This window comes from Pseudomonas asuensis (assembly GCF_014646755.1).
GTDB lineage: Bacteria > Pseudomonadota > Gammaproteobacteria > Pseudomonadales > Pseudomonadaceae > Chryseomonas > Chryseomonas asuensis.
Genome location: NZ_BMNW01000007.1, coordinates 249,230 through 268,940 on the forward strand (window position 1 = coordinate 249,230; position 19,711 = coordinate 268,940).

11 protein-coding genes and 2 pseudogenes are annotated in these 19,711 nt (G+C 51.3%); 4 read left to right on the top strand and 9 right to left on the bottom strand.

Going from position 1 to position 19,711, the window contains the following annotated elements; genetic code table 11:
- Positions 1-72: 72 nt before the first annotated feature.
- From IEX86_RS16425 to IEX86_RS16450, 6 genes are all read right to left on the bottom strand, one after another.
- Positions 73-990, bottom strand: a complete 918-nt coding sequence (locus IEX86_RS16425; RefSeq protein ID WP_188867214.1) for a DUF2242 domain-containing protein — start codon at positions 988-990, stop codon at positions 73-75.
- A gap of 152 nt (positions 991-1,142) precedes the next feature.
- Entirely contained in the window at positions 1,143-3,095 is a 1,953-nt protein-coding gene (locus tag IEX86_RS16430) for a DNA topoisomerase III (protein ID WP_188867215.1), read from the bottom strand.
- Between the two features lie 183 nt (positions 3,096-3,278).
- The gene (locus tag IEX86_RS16435) at positions 3,279-3,536 is read right to left on the bottom strand and encodes a hypothetical protein (RefSeq protein ID WP_188867216.1); all 258 of its coding nucleotides are present in this window, start codon (positions 3,534-3,536) and stop codon (positions 3,279-3,281) included.
- A 453-nt stretch (positions 3,537-3,989) separates the two neighbouring features.
- On the bottom strand, positions 3,990-6,533 hold the full coding sequence (locus tag IEX86_RS16440; protein WP_188867217.1) for a bifunctional diguanylate cyclase/phosphodiesterase: 2,544 nt from the start codon (positions 6,531-6,533) through the stop codon (positions 3,990-3,992).
- 664 nt (positions 6,534-7,197) lie between these two features.
- Positions 7,198-8,355 carry an SDR family oxidoreductase gene (locus IEX86_RS16445; protein WP_188867218.1) on the bottom strand — a complete coding sequence of 386 codons (1,158 nt, stop codon included), beginning with the start codon at positions 8,353-8,355 and terminating at the stop codon, positions 7,198-7,200.
- Between the two features lie 652 nt (positions 8,356-9,007).
- On the bottom strand, positions 9,008-10,942 hold the full coding sequence (locus IEX86_RS16450; protein WP_188867219.1) for a sensor domain-containing diguanylate cyclase: 1,935 nt from the start codon (positions 10,940-10,942) through the stop codon (positions 9,008-9,010).
- Between the two features lie 802 nt (positions 10,943-11,744).
- Here IEX86_RS16450 and IEX86_RS25775 point away from each other — a divergent pair.
- Positions 11,745-12,752: pseudogene (locus IEX86_RS25775) on the top strand (cache domain-containing protein); the annotation flags it as partial.
- Positions 12,753-13,064: 312 nt separating this feature from the next.
- A pseudogene (locus tag IEX86_RS25780) lies at positions 13,065-13,607 on the top strand (methyl-accepting chemotaxis protein); the annotation flags it as partial.
- Between the two features lie 135 nt (positions 13,608-13,742).
- Here the strand turns inward: IEX86_RS25780 and IEX86_RS16460 are convergent.
- Entirely contained in the window at positions 13,743-15,572 is a 1,830-nt protein-coding gene (locus IEX86_RS16460; protein ID WP_373290448.1) for a glycosyl hydrolase family 28 protein, read from the bottom strand.
- A gap of 680 nt (positions 15,573-16,252) precedes the next feature.
- Between IEX86_RS16460 and IEX86_RS16465 the strand changes: the two genes are divergently transcribed.
- Together IEX86_RS16465 and IEX86_RS16470 are read left to right on the top strand one after the other, a co-directional pair.
- Positions 16,253-17,884: an SGNH/GDSL hydrolase family protein gene (locus IEX86_RS16465; protein ID WP_188867221.1), complete on the top strand. Its 1,632-nt coding sequence runs from the start codon at positions 16,253-16,255 to the stop codon at positions 17,882-17,884.
- A 12-nt stretch (positions 17,885-17,896) separates the two neighbouring features.
- Complete coding sequence (locus IEX86_RS16470) at positions 17,897-19,003, top strand: pectinesterase family protein (protein WP_229685381.1); 1,107 nt, start codon at positions 17,897-17,899, stop codon at positions 19,001-19,003.
- A gap of 49 nt (positions 19,004-19,052) precedes the next feature.
- Here IEX86_RS16470 and IEX86_RS16475 read toward each other — a convergent pair whose 3' ends face one another.
- Both IEX86_RS16475 and IEX86_RS16480 read right to left on the bottom strand, forming a co-directional pair.
- Positions 19,053-19,235 carry a GNAT family N-acetyltransferase gene (locus IEX86_RS16475; RefSeq protein ID WP_188867222.1) on the bottom strand — a complete coding sequence of 61 codons (183 nt, stop codon included), beginning with the start codon at positions 19,233-19,235 and terminating at the stop codon, positions 19,053-19,055.
- A gap of 93 nt (positions 19,236-19,328) precedes the next feature.
- Positions 19,329-19,700, bottom strand: coding sequence for a response regulator (locus tag IEX86_RS16480; protein ID WP_125889217.1), 372 nt, complete (start codon positions 19,698-19,700; stop codon positions 19,329-19,331).
- Positions 19,701-19,711: the final 11 nt, after the last annotated feature.

The window sequence follows — 19,711 nt, forward strand, 5'->3', positions numbered from 1 at the left end:
CAATGCCAGCACCAGGAGTTCTCTGCTTCAGATCCTATGAGACTTCTGGAATCCTGGGCAATATTCCAGCGGCTATTCCTCAAGCAACTCGATCAGCTCGTCCGATGGGGCTGTGGAACTGTCAGGCTGCGCTTGAGGCGCTGGCGCGTCAGCAGGCGTCTCAGAGATGACTGGCTGTGTTGCTGGAGAGGGCGGAGCAATGGCTGCAGGGGCCGTAAATTGCTCGAACGCTGAGGTGTCGATAGGTGTAATAGGTGGCGCCTCGGGTGGCAACGGTACCGGTACAGAGGAGAATCCGGGATCATTACCTGGGTTCATCTCGTGTACCGGAGCCATTGATGCTGGAACTGGCGTCAATGTAGAAACGGACGGCTTGAGGTGTGCTGTGGCTGGTGTACTGGTATGCGGGTCTGAAGCAGGCGCTGTTTTTACTTGATTAGAGCCTTTATCGGCTTTTTTGGCCTGGGCTGGCAGGAAGTTTTCAACCAGAGAGAAATAACGGCCGTAGAATTTCCCTGATGTAACCGTTTCGCTGGCAACCTTGACCATGGAGTCACTGGTTGAGCCAATAGGCATCGAAACAGAGCCGAGCACGCCGACACCCAGACTCGCCGAATTGTTGAGTTTTTTCAGCGCATACCGGTCTTGAAGAGCGTTGGCAAAGATAGTTGAGCCATGATCGTTGGGAGCATTAGCGGTGCACACAACGTTAAAGCTGATTTCCAGGTGGTTTTCGCCTGTTTGCTGAAAACTCTTGCGGCCACTGACGAGCTTTGGATCGTTACTGGTAATGATATAGCCCTGACTGAGCAGCGCGCGTCGAGCGGCCTCACAGGCAGCAGTCTCGCTTACTGGATAGCTACGAGAAAACGTACCTGAGTCATCGAAATTCTCGTGTTCGTACACAGCAGGCTTATTATTCGAGCAGCCAGCTAGGCCGGTCAGCATAATGGCCATTGCCAATGCGCCGAAATCAATCGATTTTGACATTGCAGATCCTGAAAACAGCCAACCCCCTGCAGATAATGCAGGGAGTACAACGGGCATGGAGAGAACGCTTTACACAGAGTGCAATGCTACTACGGAAGGATAACGCTAAAAAGAGATCAATGTGGTGTGAGGTGACTGAATGTGTCTTCTCATCAAGCCGGACTGACCGGCTGGCGTGAGCGCTTGCGGTTGCTGGTTGCGGTTTTGCGAGGCGCGGCCTTGCGCTTTTTCTTGAAGAGCGCAGATTTACGCGCCGCTGAAGCAGCGGGTCCGGTAATCGTCAGGCTTAACCCCATACAGCGCTCGACCTGCTTGCTCATCCAGGCGGACTGCTTTGTTACGAACTCTTCAAGGCTCATCTCGCCGGTTTGAACCATATCTAAAGCCTGCTCCCAGATAGCCGTTGTGCCTGGGTCTGCAATCGCTCGGGGAACAGCGTCGATGAGGCTGAAGGCAGCAGGCGTGGCGAGAAGTGCTTTGCCCTGCTTGGTCAGATAGCCGCGGTCAAGCAGACCCTGGATGATTCCAGCGCGTGTTGCCTCGGTTCCAATACCGGTAGTGTCTTTCAGCTTTTGTTTAAGCTTGGGATCGTCTACCAGCTTGGCCACGTTCTTCATTGCTTTGATCAAGTCACCTTCTGTGAAGGGTTTGGGAGGTTGAGTCCAGAGGTCTTTGAGCTGTACCTCCATGACTGTGCATAACTGACCCTTGGTCAGAGCCGGTAACGGTTGCGGCGCTGGCGCTTCCTTGCCCTTCGCAGGAGTCAACGCTTCCGGCAAGGCTCGTTTCCATCCGGGTTCGACGATACGCTTGCCTACAGCCCTGAGCAGTTGCCCTGCACACTCAAAATCGGCCTGGGTACGGTCGTTCTCATGGTTCGGTAGAAATTGTGCGAGATAGCGCGCACGGATCAGGGTATACACGGCCTTATGCTTGCCTGTCAGTCGGTCCAGGCTGCTGATTGCTGCGGTTGGAATAATGCCGTGGTGAGCACTGACCTTTCCATCATTCCAGGCACGTGATCGCCGCTTGGCGTCCAGATGCTCCTTCAGCGGTGTAAGGGTAGGGTCAGAACGCTCAAGGGCCGCGATAATAGCGGAGGCCTCGTTGTGTTGGCTCAGGGGAAGATAACCACAATCACTACGTGGGTACGTGATGACCTTATGGGTTTCGTATAGTGCCTGCGCAATGTCCAGGGTTTCCTGTGCGCCCAGGCCGAGCTTTTTCGAGCACACTTCCTGCAGCGTGCCTAAATCAAACGGCAGTGGAGGAAGCTCGCGCATGCGCTCGGTCTGTACTTTTGTTACCTGTGCAGCGTCTACCTTGCCCATCGCGTCGGCCGCGGCCTGGGCAATGTCCTGACGAAGGCAGCGTCCCTGATCATCACAGACGTCATCAGGCGCCTTCCACTGGGCCGTGAATTGATGGCTGCCGGCAGACAACAGCACATCAATGGCCCAAAACGGGACGGGTACAAAATTGGCAATGCTGCGATCACGGTCAACGACCAGCCGTAGGGTAGGGGTTTGCACACGGCCTACGGGCAGGACACCCTGATATCCGGACCGCTGGCCCAGCAACGTAAATAACCGGCTCATGTTCATGCCGATCAACCAGTCGGCCCGTGAGCGACCCAATGCTGAATGATAGAGACTAAAGGTATCGGCACCGGGCTTGAGCGTAGCCAATGCCTTGCGAATAGACGCATCATCCAGCGCCGATAACCATAGTCGTTGGATAGGCCCCTTGTAACGACAATGCTCAAGCAGCTCGCGAGCGATCATCTCGCCTTCGCGGTCTGCATCCGTTGCAATGACCAGCTCTCGGGCTTCACCAAGAAGACGTTTGACCGCCTTGAATTGGCTGGCTGTCTTGGGTTTGACGAGCATCTTCCATTTTTCAGGAATGATCGGCAGATCATTCAGATTCCACCGTTTATAACGATCGTCATAGGCGTCTGGTGGCGCCGTCTCAAGCAGATGGCCGATACACCAGGTTACGGTGGTTTGCGAACCTATCCAGCACCCTTCGCCACGGCGTGTAGCGCCCAGCACTTTAGCAATGTCTTTGGCTTGAGAAGGTTTTTCGCACAGGAAGAGCCGCATAGCTATCGTCATTCAGATCAACAATGACGTAAGCATGCTGAAACAACGGCGTTGAGGCAATCAAAATCTGTATATGCATACAGATAAATGCACAGCGTTAACGGTATTTAGAAGAAGCTGAGCGGGTGCATAGCGCAGCAGGCCGTTGACCTTTATGGTCGTTCGGCCTGACCAGTCTTGTGTTTAAAACTTCAAGAGATCCACCATGTGAAGAATGGCAGTGGAGAACATCAGGGTAAAAAGGCACAACAGCGAGAGCTTAAGCTTTTTCAAGCCTGACTCCTGACGCTGGTGCTTGGCCTTTTTCAGTGCCTTGATGGCTGCGGAAGGGCGAATGCCATTATTCAGCATCCAACCCAGAATTTCATTTTCAGGCCTTCCTCTCATTACCGCTGAGGTAGCCAGTCGCGTTAGCCCTTCTGAGCACGCTTCGTCACGCATGAGTTAATCCAGTGATTTCGACCAGCTGAGCGTAATGCGATATACATGACGATTCAATGGTGGCCGTATTACAAAACCGCAAATTTATTGCTCACTTCGTCGGGAGTTAAACCACTTGATCCGGCTAGTTAGCAGTTCTTTTAACCTACCTTGAAGGTAATCGACTCATGTGACCAGAACTTGACGATTATGTTGCAACCGTCGGCTTTATATTCCCTGCCAGGTTTTAGCAAAATGAGGGTGGCCTCAATGATAAGAACCCTCATGGCCGAGCATGGGGCATTGCAGTGTCGTCTCCACGAAAAGGCGAGGCTAGGGTGCTGTCCAGTAGGGGCCGTCAGTCATCCCAACATCTATGGGTACCTTGTTTATCCAAGGTACCCCTTGTTAATACCAAAATCAGGTCCCGGGCAGTCGTTTTGCTCCTGCGCCGCTGTGCTTAGGGTAACGCTTTTATGACTGCTGCAGGGATTGCTTTACAAGAAGCTCTGCCAGGAAAAGTCCTGGCATTGGCTTGGCAAGGAAATACCCTTGGGCCTGATCACACTCAAGTTGCTGTAAGGTCTCCAGTTGTTCGGCTGTCTCAACGCCCTCAGCGGTAACTGACATCGACAGTGAACGGCCCAAGGCAACGATAGCGTTTACAATTGCCTGGTTATTCGTACGGCTATCCGCCAGATTCATTACAAAACTGCGATCAATTTTTATACCGTCAAAGGGATAGTGACTCAGATAACTCAGCGATGAATACCCCGTTCCAAAGTCATCCATGGAAAGCTTGACCCCTAAGGCCTTAAGCTCATACATCAGCGCTCTGGCTCCTTCGGCGTTATCCATCATCACACTTTCTGTCACCTCTATTTCAAGCCGCTCTGGCGCCAGCCCTGATTGTTCCAATGCTGTAGTAATGCGCCGGGCAAGATCGTCTCGTTTAAACTCAATGGATGACAGATTAACGGACACAAAAATAGGTTCAGCCCAGAGGCATGCCTCGCGGCAGGCCCGCATCAGCATCCAATCACTTAGCGCAATAATCTGGCCGCTTTCTTCAGCAATCGGCACAAACACGGCAGGGCTGAGCCAGCCTTTGGTTGGATGATGCCAGCGGACCAATGCCTCGGCTCCTATGATCCGTTTACCGCTGATATCAAAGCGAGGCTGATAGACCGCGCTGAGTTCATCACGTTGCAGGGCAAGCTTGAGATCAAGCTCGAGATCTCGCCGTTCCTGGATACGCTTTTTCATGTCTGCGTCGTAAAGCCGCCAGGACTGACGACCCTGACACTTGGCATCATGCAGGGCAATGTCTGCCAGGCGAAGCAATTCCTGTGGATCGTCGCTGTCAATGAAGGCCTGCGCTACGCCAATGCTAAGGCCCAGGTGCAGATCATATTCTCCAGACACAAGCGGCTGTTCAATGACTGCAAGTAAACGCTCACACAGGCGCGGCAGTCCACTTTGCGGAAGTCCAGAGGTAATCACTAAAAACTCATCGCCGCCTAGCCGGGCGAGAAAATTATCAGGGCCCAAAAGCTCGCCTAGTTGGACAGCAACTTTGGCGAGCACACGATCAGCAGCATGATGGCCTAGCAGATCGTTGACTTTCTTGAAGTCATTAATATCCAGATACAGGATGGCAAAGCCTTCATCCTCGTCGACGTTGGAGGAGAGCCTGCCCTGCAGAACTTCGTAAGCATAACCACGATTAGGCAGACCGGTTAGCAGATCATGCCTTGAAAGGTGAAGAATATGTTCCTGGGCTTCAACCGTAAGGGTCGTATCACAGACAGTGCCGCGGTAGCCTACCAGTACATCGCCGTCAAAAACCTGATTAATACTAAGGTTTCCGCTGTGCTCTCTGCCTTGTGCATCCAGATGCTGGCATGGGATAGAAGAGAGAGATGTGCATTCTCCGTTGGCCAGGCGCTCGATTTCGGCGTAATCAAACGTCAGGAGTTCATTAAGGGGCTTTCCGATCCACGCGCCAGCGGTAAATCCCGTCGTCAGTGCAAAACGTTCTGATAAATAGTGCAGGCACAGGGAGCTATCTGTCTCCCAAATCCAGTCAGACGCTGCCTCGGCAATATCCTTAAACCGCTCTTCGCTTTTTTGTACAATTCGTCTGCTTTGATCAATCTGAACCGCCGCCTGGATTGAGCGGTGAAGCAAATACCAGGCAATCAGACCAAAAATTACAGCTGCAAGGATCAGAAGCGGCAACAAGATCTGTAGCAAGGCATCCCCAGGCCTTGAGGTCTCCCATGTCAGGTAAACATCATGCTCTGGAGACAGCAAGATATTGGGCTCACTGCTGGAGTGTGCTGGACGAAGCCCCTGGATACCGAAACGGTCTGACAGATCCTTGAGTGAATGCTCCCCTATGACATCGACAAGAACCATGACAGAGGTTTGTTCAACGGGTATATCCGATCGAAAGGAGAGAGGTCTGATCGGGGCGGCTGATACAAGCGCTGGCTTCCCATTGAAAAAAAGCAGAGTTTGGAAGGCCTGTCCTTCACTTACTGTTCGGGCATTTTGGGTTAGTCTTTCAAGGTCTCCCGGGGCCCAAGCCAGGCCCGTATCACCCGTAGACCTGCGACGTTCATACCGATACACAATGCTCATGTCGGGTGACACGATGAACACTGCATTAAGTGCATAGCGCTCGGTCAGAGACCAGCCCAGAAGTGTCTGCTGGCCAAGCCAATCAGGGTTAACGACCTTACTTGTATTAGCAAAGGCCTCATCCCAGAAGGCATAGTCAAGTAATGTTTTATTAAGCTCATCTTTTCGGCTTTCAAGCACGTTTTGCGCTAGCAGATGATCACGCTCACTTTCGTGGCGGTTGATCTGATCAGCGATTTGAACCAGAAGGGTCCCGGCGCCTAAGAACAAGAACACCATCAGCGCGGCTAAAAGATAACAGACACGTCGTGCAAGGCGGGTGTATGAGCCGCTGTGCAGGCTAGTGCTGTCTTGTGTTTTCTGAATAGGCATAGCGAGCCGGGCCCTGGGGATTATGAATTACTAACAACAATATCGGCGGCGCTTGGTGTAGCTGAAGGCAGCCTGAGCGCCTGGCAGTCAGCCAAGCGCTCATGGTGTCTTTGCGCAAATAACCGCCCAAGTGTCCATGCTGTACGAGTGATCGGATTCGGGTAAGTAAATCCAGCTGGCTGTAAACAGACTCATTGGTTGACATAACCTGCCTAAAGAACTCATACATTGACATTAGTGCACTGAGCAGCAATTGAATATCCTAGTACGGAGAGTTCTTGATTTGCCTATGGCCGTAGGAGTTTAGCTAATGCAGTCAATAGCAAAGGCCAATGCATCAAACGCACCGAAGGTCTTCACTGTCTACGTAGGAAGCGCTTGTCTGGAAGACCAGCCGTGGGGTATGGACTGAAGGGGCTGCTTTGATAGCCGGCTGGTTGCCAAGAGCACGACAGACATAAGCCAGACGTTAGAAGAACTAGGTTTGCTACAACCGAAATGTCGCTGGCATGCTCTATTTAGACGGCTTGCCTCACCCACTGTCAGGAATGGGAAGGTTAAAAGTATCTAGGAATTAAGGCGCGGAGCTGTGAAACATATCAGTAACAGGCGAGATGCTGTAAGGCAAAAATCAGCCTTCTCACCTTTAGTCGTCACTCGTTGACTACGCAGCCTTTTCAGCTGCAAGCATCAACAATTCTTTCTTCATTGCTGCGATGATTGCCGTCCATTCCAGTGCCTCAACATCGATAGGAAATCTGGATAGAGACTCTGGCGACATCCACTGCAATGGGCGCCGTACATGTGCGTCATCAAACCTGAAGCGGCTTGCCATGGCGAATCCATAGGCGCCTATAATGATTTTGTTAAGCTTTGCCTGTTTTTCATTGAGCTGAGACAGGGCCTCACCAAACTCCTGTGCGCTCTTGTAATAGCTTATATGGCCAGCCATCTCAGCCACTTCGCCTAAGGTAGGAATATTGCGGGTGGCAGAAGAGCAATGGATAACCTGGAACAGGTCATTCGAGGGCTCGACGGCATTTGCCAATAACATGTTGACGCAGATATCGACGGGGATCATGTCATTGATGGCCGTCTGCATGGATGCAGGGAAATATTTTACGCCTCCCAGCGCGATGGCTCGGATAAATGCCGGAAGAGAAATAGCAAAGTCGCAATAGCCGATACGTGGGTATGTCCAGGCACCTGTTACTGATGTAATCCGTGCAACCATAATGGGTAGGTTGGGATAGCGTTGGTGCAGTAACCGTTCCATTAGGTTTTTGGAGTAAGCATAGGCGTTAGGCCACTCAGAAAGCCTCGCGTTACCCTGCTGCGTTAGGATCTCATCAAGCTCGGACTCTGCTGTGAGGTCTTGGTAAATTCGCTCCTCAATGTGTTCTGCTGCCGAACGATTACATTGTGCCCAATAACTGGACGTCACCAGGTACAACTCAAGTTTTTTAAACGTAGCAGCCAGCTCTGCACCATAGAGTGCAGACAGCGTATTAGCGTGTACTTGGTCCTGTATGCCGGTGTCCCAGCGAGTATAGGCGGCCAGATGGAAGATGATCTCCACATGGTCTCTGATCTCTTGTAACTCGCTGGAGGGGATTCCCCAGTTCTTTTGTGTGATATCACCTTTTATCCATACGATGCGTTTGTCATGGACGTGGGTTTGGGAGGGGGCTGTTGAATGGTAAAGGCAGTAGATCTGTCTAACACCCTTGAGTTTTTCAGATAGAGTTTTGAGTAGTACAGAGCCGATAAACCCGGTCGCGCCTGTAACCAAAACGACTTTCCCTTCATACGCCTTATCCACTAATGTTCTCCAGTTTCCAGTTAGGTCATAGCAAAACAAGTGACCGGAGAGAGCACAGACTTTTCACCACAGATGAAAACATGTGCCTCGCCTTATGTGGCCGCTTATCCATTTATAACAAGACTAGACACACCTTGTGAAACATTTATGAATCATTCCTGGCGTGGTGGAGTGTCTTGAGCCTAACTTCCGAGCCGTGGAGCAAGAATCGTGCGATCGCAGTCCAAATGGCTGCGTAAGAAAGACATATAAGGGCCACTACTATGGAGTTCGGCTGCAGGTGATGGACTTTCTTACCACATAGCGAATCGTTACCACCGTAGCCTAGGAAGGAATGAATCTCTTTTTACAAAACAGATTCCTATGCCGTCCGTACAAGCGCCGGTGACGACTTTGAGCCTGAACCTGTATGTTTTAGACGGAAGGCTATTTCAGCTAATGCAGCCTAGACTATGCACGAACCGTATCTGCGCACTGGGCCCGGTGATGCGTCGTTAAAAATCGATTCGGAATGCTCACTTACAACACGCAAAGTCCGCTTCCTTACCGATTTTTGCCTCGTCTGACCTTCGCCCAAAGACAAAGCCTAGTGAATACTGACTGAAATCCGTGTTGCTAGCGTTCCTGTTGGACAGCTACGCAGGCAATTCTGCTAGCTCTTTTCCTCCGTGTTGACTACAGCAACCTGGTTACGACCTGCCTGCTTTGCACGGTAGAGCGCATCGTCAGCTGCCTTGGAAAAACTGACACGGGTTTCCTCTGAACGCACGAGACGGCAGATCACTCCTATACTAACTGTAAAGCCTAAAGAATGACCTTTTACGGTCACTTGCAAGCTGCTAGCCATCAGTCGAACATTTTCTGCCATTGCTGTCGCCGTACAAGGCGTAAGCGTTGTGTAAAGAAGAATGAATTCTTCTCCTCCGAAACGCGCTGCATACTCGCCCTGGCGGCGCGTTAAGCCTTTTAAGCCTTCGCCCAGCGCAGCGATGCATTCATCTCCTACAGTATGACCATACGTATCATTGATACGCTTGAAGTGGTCAATGTCGATCATCATGACGGTGAGGTAGATGCCTTGCGCAGCGGCGGTGATAGCTTCCTGCACAAAGATCTCATCAAAATAGCGACGATTGTATAGTTGCGTCAGGGAATCGGTATTACTTAGGTGGACAAGTTTACGGTTAGCCATTTCCAGCTCCTGAGTGCGCTGGAAGACTCGTAGCTCCAGATCTTCATTGGCCCTACGCTGCATATCGAGAAGCTCTTCCTGAACATGCACAATTTCAAGTCGCTTTTGCGCTACCTCTTCACTGGCCTCCAGTGCCACCTTCTGGGAGATCAATCGCTGCGCTCGCTCGCGATTGATACGTTCGGCCAGTGCAATGGAAAGCAGCAGAAATTCGAAGGCGAACCCAGAAAATTGAACGTAGTAGCTGAACGTGGAGAGCGGAAAGACCCCCTCAAGGCACAAGGTCATATAGATAGTGGTCAGAATCAACCACAGCCAGGCAATGGTAAAATACTTGGCTGAAGGGTTATTTTTGCGCCATATGCTGACCGTGACCGAAAGGGCAAGAAGGCAGGAAACAAAACCCAGTATGTCCGGGAAGAGATAGCGGATATGGTCTGGAAAGAACAGAGCAACCACCGTAGCCATTACCCAATACGTTATCACTAGATTGGTAATAATGATCAATCGTGGATACAGATGGACCTTCAAGAAATTGCGAATAAAAAGAGCAGATGTGAGAAAAGTCGTGCAGGCTGATAGCTGGTAAAACCGTCCAGAGATCAGGGGCCACTCACCCCAGAGGTATAAAAAACCATGCCCTGACAGGCCTAGGACGTACCAGAGCGAAGAGGCAAGATACGTAACGTACCAGAGATAGGACTTGTCTCTAGTAAAGATGAAAAGAGAGGCATTATAGAGCAGCATGACCAGCAGCGACCCATATAGGGACCCAAGCAGCAAGGTGTCCCGCGTTTGATCCTGCTGAAGCGCCTTTTCCGTCATGAGCTGTAAAGGGAGAATCATGTGCTCACTGGCGCGGACATGTGCATAAACCGTTACATCCGTTGTGTTTTCCAGCGCTAATGGAAATACCAGTTCACGGGACCGGACAGGCCATGAACTCAACGGGACGGTATCACCGGCCGTTAATACCTCTGACCATGTGTTTGTGTCTTCGTACTGGATTTTCAAATCAACCCGGTCAAGCATGGGCCAGTTAAAGATCAGCAGCCAGGTTTCATCGACGCGACTTTCTTTTCTTAGCTTGAACCGGATCCACGCGCCATGAGGCACTGACCCAAGGTTCAAGGTGGTCTTGGTGTTCACTTGCCATTCGTGCTGCCTTTCTGCCGACGCCGCCTCTTCAAAATCAATGTCTGCATCAGTCAGCAAGTACTCTATCGAGGGTGCAAGATCAAACGAGCCCTCGTGATCGGTCAACACTACTGACTTAGCCTGTGCAAATGCTTGCGATACCATCACTACTGCAGACAACAGGATCCCTAGCGCCAGCAATCTGCGCCAGGCTCTACGAGCAGGGGGAGCCGTGATGGATGAATTGAAGCGTTTCATGGCCACTTCTAGGAGCTAAATCCGGATTCTTTGCATAGCTTGTCCATCACAAAGGTTATGGCCATACCTGCTACGCCTGTGTGGTTATATCGGTAACGGTGCGCTGGACTTGATGACACTTAGGTCAATATGGATTGAAGGCAGGATTCTTGAGTCCAGTGGCGTCAAAAGGGCATCTTCATTCATGTCGCGGCTTATCTGAGCCGTGCATAAGGTCACCATCAGACACAGCGACAGCTTTAGGTGACTTTTACGATTCCTAGTCATAAGCGTTGCGTTCCACGCACTACAAAGGATCAGCGCTTCAGGGCGCTCACACTGCCAGCAGGGACAGGCATTCCGCTGGAGTGAGGCTATATTTCCACGAAGGACGTAGGAAGGAAGGTACTGATAGCTGTAGAGCGCTCTGGAAAGAGAACGGAGCGAATCCTTCAGGATAAGAAGCTCCTTCAGGCTTTCCATTAGCGACCTGCGCCAAAAATCATCAAAGCGAATAACCATTCTTTTGACTAGGCCAGATTACAAGTCATTCCGGTACTACAAACTAAAACTAAATGGTGCGACACCGTTAGACGTTTGCGCCGTCTCGTAGGTAATCCGCTATAACTAAAATTACTGATGCTGCGGTAGATAACTTCTCTACCAACTGAATGCCCATTACTGCTCTGTCCAATGTCAATTGGGCGATGTTATCTATCCCTCATGCTGGAGCAAGGCCGTCGTGAACATTAAGCAAAAACTAACGTGTGCTTTCGCAGCCATTGCATGTACGCCGGTGCTGCTGGTCGCGATTGTTGTAATAATGAATCTGCGTAGCCAGGCGCAAGATAACTTTATTGACAACAGCAGCCGTGAGATTCGACAGATCGACAATGCCATGCAGCAGTTCTTTGCCGGTATCAGCCAGAACGTCGAGTATCTCGCTAAGCTACCTGCAGTCGTCAATGGCGGGCCCCTTAAACGTTATATCGAACCTAACGCCAACCAACTGCCGATGCCGAGTAGTAACACGTTATTGCTCGATATTTTCACCCGATTTGCCACGACTCATCCCACTACAGCCTATCTGTCGGTAGGTCTGTCTGATGGTGGCTACGCGATTTGGCCGGATGATCCCAAACTCAATAACTACGACCCACGGATACGACCCTGGTATAAAACGGCCATGGAGAATCCTGGGAAAACAGTACGGACATCCGCATACTACTGGGCTTCGGATGACGCGGTTCTGATAGGAACCGTACGCACCGTAGACGATGCTCAGGGGCAGCCGGTCGGCGTGCTTGGCCTGGATGTATCGCTCAAGCAACTGACCGATCTGGTTAAACAGATCAAGCTTGGCCACAGTGGTTACCTGATGCTGGTTGAGAACAATGGTAATGTTCTGGTTGACCCAAGCAATGCGGACCACAACTTCAAGTCTTTGAAAGATCTGGGTGGCGATTATGCACCTTTGGCAAACGCCACGGATGGACTGCAGCGGGTTGAGCTCAACGGTGTCCAGTACATGGCCAATGTGTGGTCTTCGCCAAGCCTGGGCTGGCGCTTTATTGGGCTGATTCAGCGGGACGAAGTGATGGCCGAGGCGTTGAGCCTTACTTGGCAGATCGCGTTGACCGCTATGGTACTGGCCATTGTTTTTGCTTTGGTAGGCGCAAGCTTTGCTGGTTTGATTTCAAGGCCTATCCGTAGTGTGGCCGATGGATTGGAAGGTATTGCACAAGGTGAGGGAGACCTGACTCGAAGCCTGGCTGTTCGGGGTAAGGACGAAACGGCCTTGCTGGCGCGTTGGTTCAATCAGTTTCTGGAGGCGATCCGTCAGCTTGTGCAGCGCGTCAGCCATGCCTCGACCGGGTTACAGCAAGCATCGGACGATAGCACACGTGTCGCACATCAGATCAATGATGCCGCTGGCCGGCAGCGTGAAGCCGTGGAGCTTGTTTCCACGGCGTTCAATGAGATGGTTGCGACGGCTAATGAAGTGGCGCGCTCTTGCAGTCAGGCTGCAACATCAGCAGAAGCTGGCTTCCGCCAGGTACATAACGGTCAGCTGCAAATCGACGAAGCGACGGGAAGTGTCTCGCAGCTAAGCGAAAACCTGTCGCAGGCTACCCAGGCAATGTTTGTACTCGAGCAGGATAGTCGAAATATCAATGCCATCCTGGATACCATTCGCTCGATTGCCGATCAGACAAACCTGTTGGCCTTGAACGCTGCTATTGAAGCCGCCCGGGCAGGTGAACAGGGAAGAGGATTTGCTGTGGTTGCTGATGAGGTGCGTGCATTGGCCAAGCGTACTTCCGATTCAACCGGCGAGATTGGTAGCTTGTTGGGCAGTTTGGCACGGCGTACCCAGGAGGTGACTCGGCAAATGCAAAGCAGCCTTTCAATGTCGCACAGTAGCGTCGAGCGTATTCAACTGGCGAAGGTAAGCTTTGAGCAGATACATTCTTCGGTCGATAACATCCGTGACCAAAACCTACAGATATCGGCAGCCGCTGAAGAGCAGCATCAAGTTGCGGAAGACATCAATCGCCATATCTTGCAAATCCATAATGATGCGCAAATAGTCGAGCAACTGGCTCAAGAGGCCCGTACAGACGCCACGCGCCTGGAGCACTTGTCTAAAGAGCTGCATGGTTTGATTGGAGGCTTTCGTACCTGATCCGCCTCAGAAGAGCATTGCTTTTAGCAGTGCTCTCCCGACTGGCATAGATGTAACCACATGGCTACCCCTATGCAGCGATAGCTCAGGTTACGGCGCTCGCCAGGAGGATGCTCGCAAGGAGCGCCGGAGTACTTACTGCTGAGGTGGTTGCGGTATTACATGCGTAAAGCTCAGGTTTGCGCTATTGGAGATGGACCAGGGATTCTTTGTGGTCCCCTCAAAGGTAACGTTCTTGAAGCTTGAGTTACGCAGACCATCGATGGTGGCAGGTGCTGTTCCCTTAAAGCTTACACGGGAAAAGTCGAAGCGCTCATGAAAGGCGTCGTGTGCGCTATCACCTTTGACTGCCAAGGCTGCCTGGGCAGGATTTTCTACAGTAACATCGCTGACCTTGATATCCTGGAACTTGCCTGCGATATCCGAGCGTACATAGTCAAGGATGGCGTTGGGGTCGTTGTAGTCCAGTGTGAAAATGAAGCCTTGTTTGACACTGTTGCGGATGGCTGAATCACGAAACACCACGTTTCGTACACCACCGCCCATGAAGTTGGTGCTCTTCATCCGTAGCCCCACGTCAGTGCCGTCTGAGACGTTATCTTCAGCCAGAATATTCTGAATCCATGCGCCGGTATGACTGCCTGCGACAATCATACCGTGACCGTGGCGAAAGTAATTGTTGAAGACCCATACATTTTCTTGCGGCTTCTGTTTGACTGCTTCCGCTCCGGTGCCCGCTGCAAAGTTGACGCAGTCGTCGCCTGTCTCGAAGAAGTTATTGAAGACCATGGCGCCGCGGCTGTTAGCGAATTCAATACCATCACCGTTATTGGCATCGTATGTCTTGTGTGTGGTATTGGCCATCACCACATTTTCGGTTTCCAGGTTCATGATGCCGTGGTAGGCAGGATTGAGTACGGTAAAGTCACCATAAAACACGTTACGAACGTTGCGTAGAGTGATCAGGGATGAACGCATCTGGCCGTAGGCATCCTTGACGTTCATACCCGATGCTACTGCTCTCTGGACTTGATCCTTGGCAAGGATGCCGTCTTGCATATAGCGCGTATTGTTACTTGCAACATAAACCGGCAGTGCACGCCCAAGCTCATCGGTATCGTCTTCCAGACGCTTCCAGCCATTACCGTTGATAATACCCTTACCCACAATACGGATATTTTCAAAATGCTCTTCGGCGTGTGGGTCCCGAGGCAAGGCATTGATAAGGGATGCAGGGCGGATTGTTGTGGAGTAGGGGTACTGGATATATCCCTTTGCTGGATAATCTTCACCACGTTCCGAGCCAAGAAGCGTTGCACCACGCCCAATTTCAAGAGTCATGTTGCTCTTTAGATAAAGCGCACCAGTCTTGAATGTCCCGGCCGGGATGAGCACCTTGCATCCAGGTGTGCAAGCATCGATAGCCGCTTGAATGGCACGGGTATTAACGGTCTTGCCGTCTCCCTTTGCACCATATCGGATGACATTGAAAACCTGTGGAAGGCGATTGGTGCGCTGGACTACTGCCTTGCTGTCGGCTGATTCATTTCCGTAAGCGTCTACCGCGCGTACGGTAAAACGGTATTCGGTATCTGCTTTCAATCCGGTCGCCGTAAAACTATGAATGGCAATGCGGTGATGGAAGCCTTCCGTGTCTTCGTCATAGAAACGGTTGATATAAGGCTTGGCAGGTGAGACGCGATTATTGTTGGCGTTAGCGCTACCCAGGAATTTTCCGTTCAGGTAGACGTTATAGTCGCGAATATCCCGATGATTAGCAGGCTTCTCCCAAACCAGAATAATCTGGTGCTCATCATAGGCCAAGGTTGGAACCTGTACGTTAACCGGCACATCCAGGGCAAAGCAGGGCAATGCGGCAATGGTCAATCCAAAGGTCAACGCTGTCATGGCCAGAGCCCGTCTTTTGGCGGGCCGGGGTGAGTAATCAAGGGCTTCGATGCTCATAGGTTTTATCCTTATTGTTATGAACGAAAGGGCGTATAGCGCCACCTTGAACTCATCATAATTTATTTATGTGGTATGACAACCTCTAAACTACTATTCCTTTTATTTAGGGTAAAAAGCTGTACTGGCAGAACGGTATAAGGCATCGGCTCGTTCTGGTTAAGCCTTCAGATGCCCCTGAGCGATAGCAGTAAAAGGCCATTAATAGAGGCAGGCCTGATAAGCCCTATTGGATGGCAGGTAGGAAATGGACTTGACAAATAACCCCATCGAAAAAATACTGCTTTTTGTTGTATGACAACATACAGAAGCAAAGGATGATTGACGCTGGTATCTATCAGAGCGCCTATATGGTTAATCCGGTTAATCGTTCATATCGCCAAGTACGCTTGTAGTATTGATATCTTCCTGCTGGGTGCGTCAGCCAGCAGGTAACCTAAGTCTTAACAAGAACAAAAAAGGACTACTATGCTTTTTCATGCTCAACATCCGTTCTCGCTAACACGCCACTATTCAGTCATTCAGCATCTGGTCATTCCTCCTCCAGATAGAACAGGCTGACCCCTTGAATTAACAAGCTCGCCTTCGCCGGACACTCGGCGGAGTATTAACAGTACCGACTTTATAACGGTTCACTTGTACGGCATCGAATGCTGTCGAGTTTACTGAGGAGTGTTCGCATGCGTACGAAAAGCTCTGTTCTGATGGGTTGCCTATTATTTGCGGGTACAGGACTTGCTCAGGGAGCAACATTCCTGAATGGTATGGTCATGGCTGACGCGCCATTGACCAATGCCAAGGTCACGGTCGTAGATAAATGGGGTAAACACAAAACAGCCCTAACTGACCGTAAAGGGCGCTGGCGTGTAGAGGCATCAGGCCTGACACCGCCACTATTGGTTTCCGCCACGGATCTCACCCCACGAGACGGACGGGTCACGCAGAACTGCCGCTACAACGACACGCTTCGAACACGCTGCATGGCCTCAGTGGTTGTAACGGTGCCGCGCAGCGGGAATACCACTGTCAATATCACACCCTTTACAGACCTGCTCGTCTCTAAAGTCACCCAAAAACTTGGGTACATTGGCCCGCAACAATGGGTGGAGAGTGGTAACGCAGGGCAAATGCGCGAAGAACTGTTGGCAGCTCCGCTTAAAGCCCTGCGAGCAGGCTTGAAGCATGCTCTGACCCAGGCAGGAGTATCTGATGTCGAGCGATATAACCCCATTACGACGCCTATGCGTGAGGATGGCAAGGGCGTAGCAGCCGTGTTGCAGGTGATTAACCATAACCGGGGTTATCACAACGATAGCGGCGAGGCTAGCGGGACCATTTTAACTGATATCCGCTTCCGGCCTATTCAGGGCTTCAGTGATGTCAGCACGACGAATGACACCAGCGGTTACGAGCCTTTTGACTATTTACGTGCCAAGCGTGAGCTGGAGGCGATCAAGAACGCCAAGGTTCGTATCCTGATCGTCAGTGATTCCACAGCGGCCTCTTATGAGGAGAGTCGACTGCCCAGAATGGGATGGGGGCAAGTGTTTCAGGAGCGCTTCCGTGACGATAGCAGCGTTGCCGTGCTCAACGGGGCGCGGGCCGGACGCTCAAGTCGTGACTTTTACAATGGAGGCTGGTATCAGCAAATGGCGCGGTTCATGAAGGCAGGTGACTATGTGTTCATCGCCCATGGACACAACGACCAGAACTGTAACAGTACTAAAGCGGTACGCGGTGCAGCAGATGTAAAAAATCTTTGTACCTATCCCAATGACAGTAATGGTAAAAAGCAGTACCCAGAAGGTCAGCCGCAATTGTCTTTCCAGAACTCCCTGGAGCGTTACATTGCGCTGGCGCGGCGGTATGGCGCCAAACCCGTCATCATGACGCCCACGACGCGGGTAATGACTGCAGACCGTAAAGCTGCTTTTGAAAACGGTGATACAACACCGGTAGGCAGTACTCACTGGACCAAGCAGAACAGTGAGAATGGTTATGCCTATGTAGGGGACTATGCGGCCACCATTCGCAAGACCGCTGCGGACAATCGGATTCCGTTCATTGATCTTGAGCGGATGACTATCGACTTCGTTAATCAGCACCGAGACGACTGGAAGTCCTACTGGCTTGCGGTTGACCCCAATGACCCCCGCTATCCCTATTATAAAACCCAGACCTCCGGCACGTTAGCGAATCCTGATCGCACCCATTTCCAGCAAAAAGGCGCCGAGGCGGTTGCTGACATAGTCGCTGAAGGTATCAGTCAACAGCCGGCGTTGGTTGAATTAGCTGCAAAACTTAAACAGTAAGGAATAACAATAATGTCCATGCCTTCCCTATTACGTAGCTCTGTGCTCCTGGGGGCAGTCAGCCTCGTCTGCATTAGTCAGACAGCGCTTGCAGCTCAGTATCAAGCAGTAGTGTCACCAACACCGCAGCCAAACACATTCACCTCTATTAACGCTGCAATCAAGGCCGCGCCTGCAGACCAGTCGCCCTACGTAATTTTCCTGAAAAAGGGCGTTTACCAGGAGCGTCTGACGGTTACGCGTCCTAACATCACCCTAGTTGGCGAGCAGCGCTACAAGACCATCATCAGCGCAGGTGTGTACGCAGGTATGCTTGATGCGAATGGTCAGAAATACGGCACGGCCGGTAGCAGTACCGTCAATGTGAATGCGCCTGATTTTACAGCGCGCGACCTGACTATTCGTAACAGCTTTGACTTTCCTGCCAACGCTGCCAAGCCTGCGACCGATCCAACCAAGATAAAGGATACGCAGGCAGTTGCGTTGCTGCTGGACAGTAAGGGGGATCGAGCGCGCTTTCATAACGTCAGGCTGGAAGGGTATCAGGATACTTTCTATAGCAAGACAGGTAGCCGCAGCTATTTCACTCAAAGCGAGATCAAGGGGCACGTTGATTTCATTTTTGGCTCAGGAATCAGTGTGTTCGATCATTGCGACATCGTTGCGCGACGCCGTACCGATACATCGCCTCCCTATGGCTACCTGACGGCGCCCAGCACTGACATCAAGTCGCCTTATGGGCTGATCTTCCTGCAAAGCCGCATCCTGAAGGAAATAGGTGTGCCGGCTCGTAGTTTCGCGCTGGGACGCCCCTGGCATCCTACTACTACATTTGCAGATGGTCGTTACGCTGATCCAAACGCCATCGGCCAGGCAGTCTTTATCAAGTCCTATATGGATGACCATATCTATGGCTGGGACAAGATGTCGGGTAAGGACAAGGATGGCAATACGATCTGGTTTTATCCGCAGGACTCTCGCTTCTTTGAAGGGCGCAATTATGGACCGGGCGCGGCGCTGTGGGACCCACAGCGGCGGCAGCTTACCACTGAGCAGTTGAGGACATTTACGTTGGACCTCATCTTTCCAGACTGGAAGCCAAAGAAATTCAAAGAGTAAAACGGCTCGCCTACCGGACTACGCTTATGTGGTCCGGTAGTGCAAAAGGCTAACATAGCGCTTGATTAGCCAAGGCCATTTGCACTGCGTTCCCGTAAGGTAATGGAGGAGTACCTTTGGCCATTTGGGCGACGTCATCCACTTGAGGGATGCCTATTTCGCTCAGCCAGTCGCCCAGCCCGCTGCGCTGCGTAACATCCAGGCGAATAAACTGCCCAGCTGCTTGAGACAACAGGGTCGCGATCCTGACTATCTTCCCTGATTCCTTTACCAGGCAGAGCATTTACAGCCTGATGGGTTACCTCTACACCTGGGAGCCTATCGGCTATTGATCTTCAGGTGTACCTATAAGCTTTCTTATGGCATCCAATAACGTGTCCATGTCAAAGGGTTTACCCAGAATCTGGGCGAATAAATAATTATTCTGCTGAGCGACGTGCGCTTGGGCACCTGTCATCAAGATAATTGGGATGTGAGCGGTATCGTCCCTGAGCTTTATAGCCTGCGCTAGCTCAAGCCCGGTCATTGAAGGCATCATGAAATCGGTAATTACCAGCGTTGGGATTTCACGGGTGAATAGTTCGATGGCTTTCTTACCATTGCTGGCTTTCAGCACTCGATAGCCTACATCCTCCAAGGCAAGGCCCAGGATATCGGTTATCAGAAACTCATCATCCACTACCATAATCGTCGTCATGCTTTGGCTGT